Origin of the sequence: uncultured Ellagibacter sp., from assembly GCF_934617235.1 — a bacterium.
In the GTDB taxonomy this organism is placed as follows: domain Bacteria; phylum Actinomycetota; class Coriobacteriia; order Coriobacteriales; family Eggerthellaceae; genus Ellagibacter.
Genome location: NZ_CAKTTZ010000032.1, coordinates 19,051 through 29,560, shown reverse-complemented (window position 1 = coordinate 29,560; position 10,510 = coordinate 19,051). Strand labels below are relative to the sequence as shown.

General features: G+C 62.5%; 9 protein-coding genes. 6 read left to right on the top strand and 3 right to left on the bottom strand.

All coding sequences use genetic code 11. The annotated features are described in order from the left end of the window. Positions 1–2,498, bottom strand: a 2,498-nt coding sequence (locus Q0G85_RS07305) for an ABC transporter ATP-binding protein (protein WP_297156196.1), incomplete at its 3' end; no start/stop codon positions are given. A gap of 194 nt (positions 2,499–2,692) precedes the next feature. Here Q0G85_RS07305 and Q0G85_RS07300 point away from each other — a divergent pair. Continuing rightward, positions 2,693–3,208 (top strand): ferritin, encoded by a 516-nt coding sequence (locus Q0G85_RS07300; RefSeq protein ID WP_297156194.1) that lies wholly within the window; start codon positions 2,693–2,695, stop codon positions 3,206–3,208. 226 nt (positions 3,209–3,434) lie between these two features. Here the strand turns inward: Q0G85_RS07300 and Q0G85_RS07295 are convergent, their stop codons facing one another. Continuing rightward, complete coding sequence (locus tag Q0G85_RS07295; protein ID WP_297156192.1) at positions 3,435–4,232, bottom strand: hypothetical protein; 798 nt, start codon at positions 4,230–4,232, stop codon at positions 3,435–3,437. A 165-nt stretch (positions 4,233–4,397) separates the two neighbouring features. On the opposite strand from Q0G85_RS07295, the gene Q0G85_RS07290 reads away from it, so the two are divergent. Continuing rightward, positions 4,398–5,582: an iron-containing alcohol dehydrogenase gene (locus tag Q0G85_RS07290; RefSeq protein WP_297156191.1), complete on the top strand. Its 1,185-nt coding sequence runs from the start codon at positions 4,398–4,400 to the stop codon at positions 5,580–5,582. 65 nt (positions 5,583–5,647) lie between these two features. On the opposite strand, the gene Q0G85_RS07285 is transcribed toward Q0G85_RS07290, so the two are convergent. Beyond that, positions 5,648–6,016, bottom strand: coding sequence for a phage holin family protein (locus tag Q0G85_RS07285; RefSeq protein WP_297156189.1), 369 nt, complete (start codon positions 6,014–6,016; stop codon positions 5,648–5,650). A 217-nt stretch (positions 6,017–6,233) separates the two neighbouring features. On the opposite strand from Q0G85_RS07285, the gene rlmD reads away from it, so the two are divergent. The 4 genes from rlmD to hpt all read left to right on the top strand — a co-directional run bounded on the left by rlmD (position 6,234) and on the right by hpt (position 10,449). Beyond that, a complete protein-coding gene (gene rlmD / locus Q0G85_RS07280; RefSeq protein WP_297156187.1) occupies positions 6,234–7,985 on the top strand; it encodes a 23S rRNA (uracil(1939)-C(5))-methyltransferase RlmD in 1,752 nt (583 codons plus the stop codon). A gap of 2 nt (positions 7,986–7,987) precedes the next feature. Next, positions 7,988–9,091: a tRNA lysidine(34) synthetase TilS gene (gene tilS, locus Q0G85_RS07275; RefSeq protein WP_297156185.1), complete on the top strand. Its 1,104-nt coding sequence runs from the start codon at positions 7,988–7,990 to the stop codon at positions 9,089–9,091. After that, complete coding sequence (locus Q0G85_RS07270) at positions 9,092–9,790, top strand: nucleoside triphosphate pyrophosphatase (RefSeq protein ID WP_297156183.1); 699 nt, start codon at positions 9,092–9,094, stop codon at positions 9,788–9,790. It abuts the gene before it with no gap. A 110-nt stretch (positions 9,791–9,900) separates the two neighbouring features. Continuing rightward, on the top strand, positions 9,901–10,449 hold the full coding sequence (hpt, locus tag Q0G85_RS07265; RefSeq protein ID WP_158050031.1) for a hypoxanthine phosphoribosyltransferase: 549 nt from the start codon (positions 9,901–9,903) through the stop codon (positions 10,447–10,449). Positions 10,450–10,510 lie beyond the last annotated feature (61 nt).

Genomic DNA, 10,510 nt, shown 5'->3' with positions numbered 1-10,510 from the left:
AGCTCGGTGAGCTCTTTCTCATCCATGTTCATCTGGAACGCGTCGGCGAAGGCGCTCTCGTCCACGTGCATTGCGGTGGCCATGTTGGCGGAGAGTTGCCCTACGACCTGGGTCATCGCCGCTTGCATCTGCGTTTGCATGGCGCTTACCACCTGGTTCATGTAGCTATCCATGGTGGCTTGCAGGTATGTTTGAATTTTTTGGGCGAGCTCGGCTTGCATCTCGCTCGTGTCGATGATGCCGGGCAGCGCGTCGCTTATGAGCTTCTGGGCTCGTTCGGTCACGAAGTATTCATTGAAGCTGGGCGCTGGCTTGCCCTGCTGGACCTGCTCGCTGTAGTAGGCGAAGTAGTCTTTCTCGACGGTTGCCATGAGCGCCGCCATTGCTTCTTTGTTGATATCAGGCTGGCTGCTGACCTGGAACATCGAAGGATCCATCTCAGGCGTGGCGGGGAGCTCGGTTGTGCTGCCCGACGAATCGAGCGAGCTCATGTCGACCGCAAGCGCGTCGGGGTCAATCTGGAATGCCGTTTGCAGCTTGTTCCCATCGATGGTGAACAGGGAGCTCATGTCGAAGCTTGAGTCCTCGGCGTCCGCTTCTTCCACAAACGATTTGCCGGTGAAGACGTTCGTCGCGCTGTCCGCCAGCTGGTCTTGAACGATTTGCGAATCGGCCGCGTCGTCGATGATGTGGTGCACCATGTCGCTTGTGTAGTAGAAGCCGGTTTGCAGGGAGGTGATCTTCGCGCCCGCCTTGGGCTTCACGATGCCGCTGATGTGCACGTCTTCCGCCGAATTCACGAGGTCGCGCATGTAGTCGGCGTCGTCGCTCTTGTTCTTCCACACGTGGTAGTCGGAATCGTACTGGTAGTAGTCGGTGGCCTCGACCAGCTTGAACGTCACGCCCATGAGCTGGTCGTACGTAAGCGTCATGTAGTCGTCGGGTGCGTTGACCTCTTCCTCGTTGGCAAACGCGCGCACCATGTCATCGAGCTCGCTGTGGTCGCGCAGCCCCATGGTGTAGAGCATGAAGTCGCTCACCTTGCCATTAGCGGTGAGCACGAGCACGATGTCGTTGTAGCTTTGCGGCCATGTGCCCGCCACGACGTCGTATTGGTCCTGGTAAAGGTCGGGGTCGCTCGGCATCTCGTAGAAGACGTTGGTGGACATCATCGAGGACATGATACCGTTGGTGGAAGTGGCCGATCCAAACCCGATGGAGGAAAACGACTTGTCGGGATTGACTTGCCGCACGCCGTCTTCGGCATCGGCGCTGAACAGCTGCGGGGTGATGCTGTAGCCGTACTCGATGGAGTTCACGTACTGCTCGATGCCCGAGTCACCGTTGTCCAGGTAGTCTTTCAGGCTCGCGAGGTCGTTGCTGCCGATGCTGCCGAACATGCCGGTCACCATCTTCGACTCGCCGACGGTGTCGTCGGTCGTGCCGTCATTCGAGCTGTCGGCTTGTCCGTCGTCGCCCGAGCTTCCGTCGTCTGAGGAACCTGAGGAACCTGAGGAACCGCCCTGGCCGCTCATGCCCATGGTCATGAGGCTTGCCATGTCGAAGCCCTGGTTCTCGATGGAAAGCGGGTATTCGGAGAGCGTTTCCTCCTCGACGTTGGCGATGTAGCTGTTCACGCCGTTCGCAAGCGAGAGGATCGCGGCGATGCCGATGATGCCGATCGACCCCGCGAAGGCCGTCATGAGGGTGCGGCCCTTCTTCGTGAGCAGGTTGTTCCAGGAAAGCGAGAGGGCCGTGAGGAAGCTCATCGACGTGCGGCGAACCTGCTTCTTGCTCGCGCGCATGTCCTCGGGTGCGGGCTCAAAGGGGTCGGAATCGCTGCGAATGACGCCGTCCGCCAGGTTCACGATGCGCGTCGCGTATTGCTCGGCCAGGTCAGGATTGTGCGTGACCATGATAACGAGCCGGTCGTTTGCGATTTCGGTCAAGAGGTCCATGATTTGCACGCTCGTCTTGGAATCGAGCGCGCCGGTGGGCTCGTCGGCTAAGAGGATCTCGGGGTCGTTGATGAGCGCTCGGGCGATTGCGACGCGCTGCATCTGCCCGCCCGAAAGCTGGCTTGGCTTCTTGTCCACGTGGTCGCCGAGCCCCACCTTTCGCAGCGCATCGAGCGCGCGGGTGCGACGCTCTGCGCGGGAGACGCCCGACAACGTAAGGGCGAGTTCCACGTTCGCGAGAATCGTTTGGTGGGGGATGAGATTGTAGGCCTGGAAGACGAACCCGACGCGATTGTTGCGGAAGGTGTCCCAGTCGCGGTCCTTGTATTCCTTGGTCGAGATGCCGTCGATGATAAGGTCGCCCGAATCGTAGTGGTCAAGCCCGCCGATGATGTTGAGCAGCGTCGTTTTCCCCGACCCCGACGGTCCGAGAATCGCCACGAACTCGCTGTCGCGGAAGGAAATGGACACGTCGTTAAGCGCGGTTTGGGTGAAGCTGCCGGTGGTATAGGCCTTGCGAATCGAGCGAAGCTGAAGCATCTACGTTGCCTTTCAATACTGGTTGAACTGCTCTATTGTACGTACCCTACTCGCGCGCGGGCATCCTGTTGACGAATCGACACGAAAGGACTTGTAGAAACGAAAGGGCTTGTAAAAACTAATGAGACGAAATATCATTAAGAAGTTGTTTCCTGATCGGTGCCGATTGGCATCGGAAAAGAGAGAAGGCGGTTATGGACAAGAAGGTATACGAGCTTCTGAATGACCAGATCAACAAGGAGTTTTACTCGGCGTATCTCTACCTTTCGTTCGCCGACTACTACGAGGAAGAGGGGCTTTCCGGCTTTGCGAACTGGTACGAGATCCAGGCTCAGGAAGAGCGGGATCACGCGCTTATCTTCCGCAACTACCTGCACGAGAACGGCTGTAAGGTGAAGCTTGGCGCGATTGCCCAGCCCGACAAGGAATTCGCGAGCCATCTTGGGCCGCTCGAGGCGGCGCTTGAGCACGAGAAGTACATCACGTCGACCATCAACGACATCTACGATGCCGCTATGGAGGCGAAGGATTGGCGTACGATGAAGTTCCTTGACTGGTTCATCTCGGAGCAGCAGGAAGAGGAAGACAACGCCGATACCATGGTCACGCGCATGAAGCTCTTCGGTGGCGATGCGAAGGCGCTCTACGACCTTGACCAGGAGAATGCGGCGCGCGTCTACGTCGTGCCCTCGCCGCTCGCAAACGCGTAAGCGCGCGAGGTTTGGGCGCCTACGGTTGTCGTCGAGGCGCGGGGCGCGCGGCTGCGCGGCTGCCGCCATCGAGGCGCGCTTGCGGGTTGCCGCGGAGCCCCGGAGCCCTGCGCTTGCGGGTTGCCGCGGATGCCCGAGAATCACCATCCCCAATAATGCGAAGAGCCCGCACATGCGGGCTCTTCTCGTCTGGCTTGGCCGTCTTAGCAGCTTGCGAGCTGCATATTTACTGGTTGTTCCGCGTGGGATCCTGGGGGAGCTGCTGGTCGTCTGCGGGCTGGCTATTCGCGGGCTGACCGGTGGCGGGCTGACCAGTGGCGTCCGCTTGCTGCCCGACCTGCTGCTCGTAGGGCTGTCCGTACGGTTGGCCATAGGGCTGCTGCGGCATACTCTGCGCGGGCGGGTATTGCCCGGGCTGGCCGTAAGGAGCCTGCGCATTGTAGGGCTGCTGATAGTAACCGGGTTGTGCCTGGAAGGCGCCCTGGTTGGCATAGGGTTGCGCGCCCGCGAAGCCTGCTTGCTGCTGCGTGAAGGCTTCGGGCGGCAGCTTCTTCATCTTGTTCACGTACACCGCCACGATGATGAACAACACAAGCGATATGATGCCGCAGGCGAGCACCGAGACAACGATGCCGGCGATCGTCCAGCCGAACAGCTTCGAGAACTTGCTCGGGTTGGCGCAGTGCTTGATGCCCTTGATGCCCGCGATAAGCTGCACGACAACGCAGATCAGGCCCAGAACCAGCAAGAAGGCGGACGCCCCGATGGCGGTGTTCAGTAGCATGACGATCTCGCTGCTGGACATGCCGCCCAAATAGATGTAGTCGTCGTCGAAATAGTTGCCGGAGCTGTAAGGCGCGCTGTTCAGCTCGTTTTGGATCTCGGCGATGAGCGAGGGGTCGTTTGCCGCAACGCCGAAAAACGCGAGGAACGCAAACCCTACGATGATGCTGAGAATGCCCAGCGCGGCAAGTACTACAATGGCAATGCTCAAGCCGCGTACGGTTTTGGAATCGGGATTCATTGCTCTCTCCTTCAGGGAATCGGTCGATGGGTTCAGTATACTATGGGCACATCGCGAGTGGTCTTTCGCGGAGGTCAAACTTATTTGACAATTCTAAAACGAGAAGGCAACGTCGCACGTCATAGGGATATTTTCCACGACGTGCCACAGGGAAAGGTGGTTTCCATGCTTGATTTCGAGTTCATGTCCCCGACGCAGTTCGTCTTCGGCCGGGGCGCCGAGGAGAAGGTGGGCGGTAAGCTCGCCGAGCGCGGCGCGAAGAAGGTGCTCCTGCACTACGGCGGGCGCAGCGCGGTGGAAAGCGGACTCATCGACCGCGTGAGCGCGTCGCTCGACGCGGCGGGCATCGCGTGCGTGAAGCTCGGCGGCGTGCGCCCGAACCCCGAGATCGGGCTCGTGCGGGAGGGCGTGGCCCTGTGCAAGGAGGAGGGCGTCGACTGGGTGCTCGCCGTCGGCGGCGGGTCGGTCGTCGACTCGGCGAAGGCGATCGCGAACGGCGCCTGCATCGACGGGGACGTGTGGGAGCTCTTCGCCACGAAGCGCCCCAACGAGAACGTGCTCCCCATCGCCGTGGTGCTCACCATCCCCGCGGCGGGCAGCGAGGCGTCGAAGAACACCGTGGTCAGCAACGACGCGCTCGGCATGAAGACGGGCTACGGCAACGAGCATCAGCGCCCGAAGCTCGCGTTCATGAACCCCGAGCTCACATTCACCCTGCCCCCGTACCAGACGGCCGCGGGCGTCACCGACATGTTCTGCCACCTGCTCGAGCGCTTCTTCGACGACGTGGGCGCGGTCCCCGTGACCGACAACCTGGCGCTCTCGCTCATGAGGACCGTGCGCGCCGAGGCACCGCGCGTGCTCGCGGACCCCGAGGACTACGAGGCCCGCGCGAACATCATGTGGGCGGGGATGCTCTGCCACCAGGGGCTCGCGGGCGTCGGGCGCCGCGAGGACTGGGCGACCCACGGCCTCGAGCACGAGCTCTCGGCCTTCGACACCTCCATCACCCACGGCGCCGGGCTCGCGTGCCTGTTCCCCGCGTGGATGGAGCACGTGCACGCCGAGAACCCCGCGCGCCTGGCCTACTACGGGCGCGAGGTGTTCGGGCTCGCCCCCACGGGCGACGTCTGCGCCGACGCGCTCTCGGCCGCCGACGAGACGCGCCAATTCTTCGCGTCGCTCGGCATGCCGACGACCCTGACCGAGCTCGGCATCGGCGAGGACCGGATCGACGAGGCCATCGAGAAGATGATCCCCACGCTGAAGAAGAACAAAGGCGAGGTGTTCGGCAGCTTCAAGAAGCTCACGATGGAAGACGCCGAGGAGATTTATCGCTCGGCGGTGTAGCGGGACGGGCGGTGTAGCGACCGGTTGCGTAGCGGAATTGGCGGCTTAGCAGGTGTGACAGCGCGCTACTTGTCGCCGATGAGGGAGTTCACCAAAGACGACACGATGCTGATGACGATGGACGCGACAAACGCGCTCCCGAAGGTCGCGATGTGCGGGCCCATGCCGAACAGGCCGTCGGTGAGCCATGACGCGATGTAGAGGAGCAGCGTGTTCACGACGAGGTAGAAGATGCCGAACGTGAGGAACGTGAGCGGCAGGCTCAGTGTCTGCAAGATGGGCTTCAATCCGATGTTCACCAGCGAGAGCACGAGCGCGAACACGGCGATGATAATCCACGCGTTGTCGCCGCCGATGACGTCGATGCCGGGGACGATCCAGGCGGCGGCTGCCACGGCGACGGCGGTTGCGAGCCAGCGGGCGATGAAGTTCATAAGGGAGCCTTTCTCGTTGATGCGCCTGGCGGCGCAGGGTTTTCTAGGCTCCATTGTACGACACGCCCGCCTTCGCGTTCTCACGGGTCGCTTTTTTGAAGCTGTCTTGTAGCAAAGGCGTTACTTGGGGGCATTGCTTGGGGGCTTTCTTCCATCCGCTTTCCGTGTGCGCGGGTTTTCTGAGAGAAGGGCGTCGTCGCGGCGTTCTTGTGACACAATGAGTGACATGGCTAATCATGAGAAACGGCGTCAAGAAGACGCGAAGAAAAAAGCAAAATCGAATACGCGTGTGAAGTCGGGTGCGGGCTCGAAGAACGCGGGGTGCCCTCGCGCGCAAGCAAGCACGGGGAAGCCGGGCGGACGCTCGAGGGATGACTCGGGGCTGCGTAACCAGGCGGACTCGAAGGATCGCGGGGGCGCGGCTTCGAAGGGCTCCCAGCGGCAGCACTCGAAGGTGCGCACGGATGCTCGTGCGGCGTCGTTGTGCGCCACGGCTCGGCGCGCAGGGGCGAGCGACTCGCCCTGCCTGGTCGACGCTCGCTGCGGCGGGTGCAAGAACCTGTGCGTCCCCTACACCAAGCAGCTCATCGACAAGCAGTTGCGCATCGAGCGTCTGTTCGCGCCGCTTGCGCCTGATGGGGCGATATCCCTCATCAAGGGAATGAAGGACCCTTACCATTATCGCAACAAGGTGATTTCCCCCTTCGCGCCAGGTAAGAAGTTGCCTCCGCGCGGACAGGATCGCAAGGCGACTGACCCCCGCGATCGCAAGGCGGCGGATGCCCGCAGCGCGAAGGGCGGCAAGGGGAAGCGTCCCCAGGCCCGCTACGAGATTCTCACCGGCATGTACGTCGCGGGGTCGCACGAGCTGGTCCCCACGGACAAATGCCTGATCGAGAACGAAACGGCGAAGAAGGTCGTGCTCGCGGTGCGCGACATCATGCGCAAGCACGACGTTGCTCCTTATCGCGAGGACACGGGCACGGGTTTCATGCGCCATGTCGTGGTGCGCATCGGGCACACCTCAGGCGAGGTGCTCGTCACGCTTGTCACGAACAGCGATGATTTCCCCTCGTCAAAGTCGTTCTGCCGCGAGCTCATCCGCCTCTGTCCTGCGGTGACCACGGTCGTGCAGAACGTGAACGAGCGCCAGACGAACGTCATCTTAGGCGACAAGGAGCGCGTGCTCTACGGCCCCGGGTTTATCCTCGACGAGCTGTGCGGGCTGTCCTTCCGCATATCGTCCAAGTCGTTTTACCAGGTGAACGCGACGCAGACGGAGGTGCTCTACCGTACCGCCATGGAGCTTGCGGACTTCGATGGCACCCAGGTCGCAATCGACGCATACTGCGGCACGGGAACGATCGGCCTTGTGGCGGCGAAGTCGGGCGCGGCGCGCGTGATCGGCGTCGACTCGGTGGAGTCGGCCGTTCGCGATGCGCGGACGAATGCCCGCCACAACGGCGTTGAGAATGCGGAGTTCGTCGCCGCCGACGCTACTGACTTCATGTGCGAACTCGCGAAGGAGGGCGTGCTCGGCGCGGAATCGACGGAAGAAGGCGCCCGGGCGGGCGGGCTTGTCGTGCTCATGGACCCGCCGCGCGCGGGCTCGACGGAGGAATTCCTTCGTGCCGCAGCGGCACTCGCTCCGGAGCGGATTGTCTACATCTCCTGCAACCCCGAGACGCAAGCGCGCGACGTGGAATTTCTCGACTCGCTTGGCTATGCGGTCGTGGCGGTCCAGCCGGTCGACATGTTCCCGCACACCGACCACATCGAGTGCATCGTGGCGCTCGAGCCTGCAGATTCTCTTTCGCCCGATCGCTGGGGCAAAGAAGGCGGGGAAGAGGTCGACGTGAAGAATTGCGACGGGGGCGCCGCCGACGAGACCTCCGCTGAGGAAGTTCCCACCGGGGAGGCTCCCGCCGCCGACCCTGCCGATGCCGCAATCGATGAGGAGGTCGAATAGCTATGGACGTGATCGAGCGCATGCGGGCGGCCATCGCGGCGCACGGGATGGCGGACGCTGAGACCCCGGTACTTCTCATGGTGTCGGGCGGCTCGGACTCCACTGCGCTTGCTTACGCCGCCAGCGAGCTTGCGCAGGCGGGCGATCTCGGGATGCTCGCGATGCTTCACGTGAACCATCATCTGCGCGGCGAAGATGCCGACGCCGATGCCGTCTTCGTTTCCCAGCTGGCAGACGCATTGGCGATTCCCCTGTTCATGTGCGATATTGACGTGGCGGGAGAAGTTGCTCGCACGGGCGGAAACGTGGAGGCGGTCGCACGCAGCGAGCGCTATCTCGCGGCGAACGAGGCGCTCGAGAGCCTGTGCCGCCATGCGGGCGCGCCGCTTTCCAGTGGGCGCATCTTCACGGCGCACACCGCCGACGACCGCATTGAGAGCTTCTACATGCGCTCGATCGTGGGCACGGGCCCCGGCGGCTTTCGCGCAATGCGCTACGAGAACGGGCCCATCGCGCGCCCGCTGCTCGATGTCGGACGCGAAGACCTGCGCGATTACTTGCGCAAACGTGAGCAATCCGGTGAGGTGTGCGTATGCGATGCGCAGGGGAACCTCTGGCGCGAGGACGCCACCAACGCCCACACCGATCGCTTCCGCGCCTTCGTCCGCCACGAGATCGTGCCGCGCGCGAAGGAACGCAACCCGCAGCTGGCAGAGACGCTCGGCCGCACGATGGACCTCATCGCTGACGAGGACGACTTCATGGAAGGCCTCGCCCGCGAAGCGGCGGAAAAGCACCTCACCTGGGTCTGCGAGGCGTCTGGGTACGACCCCGATTGGCAGGAGGGCTTCAAACTGTCTCCGTCGTTCGGGCAGGTGGCAACCCCTGTTGCCCGCCGCGCCATCACCGGAGCGCTCCAGCGCGTGCTCGGCGCCGATGCTCGGGTGGAGACGGCAGCCGTGGCGGGCGTGCTCGACGCGTTCGAAGAGGGGCGCCCGAAAAGCGGCTATGTGACGAATATCCAGGGCGACCTGGCCGTGAGCGCGAACAAGCGCGGCGTGCTGGTGGAGCCCATGAGCGCCTTTCGCGCAAGGAGGAAGAAATAGATGAGCGACAACGCCAATAGCGACAACGCTAATAACCAGGGGCAACCCACCGAAAAGCCCTTCCGCGTCGTGCTTGCCTCGGCGAGCCCCCGCCGTCGGGAGCTGCTCGAGCAGGCGGGCGTCACCTTCACCGTGCATGCCTCGGAAGTCGACGAGTCGCTCGAACCCGACCTTCTTTCCAATCCGCCCGAGGCTTGCAAGAAGCTCGCCGAGCGCAAGGCGGGTGCGGTCGTGCAGGAAATCCTGGCAGACCCTACCTTCGAAGGCATGCTCATCGTGATCGGCTCGGACACAATGGTCGTGAAAGACGGCGACATCTTCGGCAAGCCGAAAAGCGCCTCCGACGCCACGCACATGCTGCGCCGCTTGTCGGGCGCGACCCACGAGGTGATCACGGCGGTGTCGGTGTGGATGGTGTCCGCCGAGGCCGTCGACCCGGCGCTTGCGGCCGACGACGACTCGGGCAACATCTCGCTCGGCTTCCGCACCTTCTGCGATACCTCGCGCGTTACGTTCCACGAGCTCACCGACGAGCGCATCCGCGAGTACCTGGCGTGCGGCGAGTCCTTCGACAAAGCGGGCGCCTACGCGGTGCAGGGCGAGGGCGCCAAGCTCGTCAAGCACATCGACGGCTACAAGAGCACGGTGATCGGCCTTCCCGTCGAGCGGCTCGTGAAGGAGTTCCCCGACCTGGTTTAGTTGTGTGTCGTTACCGTATCGTCGCTTTTGCGGCCTGACGTTGCGTTACACTTATCGGGTTAAAGAAGAGAGGGCGGGCGCGCCTGCCGCATCGAATCAAAGGACTGCACGTGCATAAGGACGTTAGCGAGATTCTGTTCACTGAAGAGCAGATTCACGACCGTGTCGCCGAAATCGGCGCTGCCATCACGGAAGACTTCAGGGAAAAAGCCGGCGACGACGGGATTATCCTCATCTCGGTGCTGCGCGGTGCCGCCATCTTCATGGCCGACCTTGCCCGCGAGATCAAGATTCCCTGCGAAATGGACTACATGGCCATCTCATCGTACGGCAACGGCGTGAAGAGCTCGGGCGTCGTGCGCATCCTGAAGGACCTCTCCTCGCACATCGAGGGGCGTCACGTGGTCATCGCCGAGGACATCCTCGACTCCGGCCTCACGTTGACGTACCTGCTGAAGAACTTGGCCTCGCGCAACCCCGCATCGCTTACCGTGGCCACGCTCCTTCGCAAGAAGACGAAGGTGCAGGCGGACGTCGATTGCGCGTATGTCGGCTTCGAATGCCCCGACCAGTTCATCGTAGGCTACGGCCTCGACTACGCGGAGCGATACCGCAACCTACCCTACATCGGCGTGCTTAAACCGGAAGTTTACGAATAGCATCGAGGCGGCGCCGCAAAAGGCGCCGTTTCGCGATAAACGCAACAGAAAAGGCTCACTC

What these genes read in the sequence shown, in the direction of transcription:
- rlmD (WP_297156187.1), top strand. Translation starts at nt 6,234, where the DNA reads ATGAGTGACATGGCTAATCATGAGAAACGGCGTCAAGAAGACGCGAAG.
- Q0G85_RS07295 (WP_297156192.1), bottom strand. Translation starts at nt 4,232, where the DNA reads ATGAATCCCGATTCCAAAACCGTACGCGGCTTGAGCATTGCCATTGTA.
- Q0G85_RS07300 (WP_297156194.1), top strand. Translation starts at nt 2,693, where the DNA reads ATGGACAAGAAGGTATACGAGCTTCTGAATGACCAGATCAACAAGGAG.
- Q0G85_RS07285 (WP_297156189.1), bottom strand. Translation starts at nt 6,016, where the DNA reads ATGAACTTCATCGCCCGCTGGCTCGCAACCGCCGTCGCCGTGGCAGCC.
- Q0G85_RS07270 (WP_297156183.1), top strand. Translation starts at nt 9,092, where the DNA reads ATGAGCGACAACGCCAATAGCGACAACGCTAATAACCAGGGGCAACCC.
- Q0G85_RS07290 (WP_297156191.1), top strand. Translation starts at nt 4,398, where the DNA reads ATGCTTGATTTCGAGTTCATGTCCCCGACGCAGTTCGTCTTCGGCCGG.
- tilS (WP_297156185.1), top strand. Translation starts at nt 7,988, where the DNA reads ATGGACGTGATCGAGCGCATGCGGGCGGCCATCGCGGCGCACGGGATG.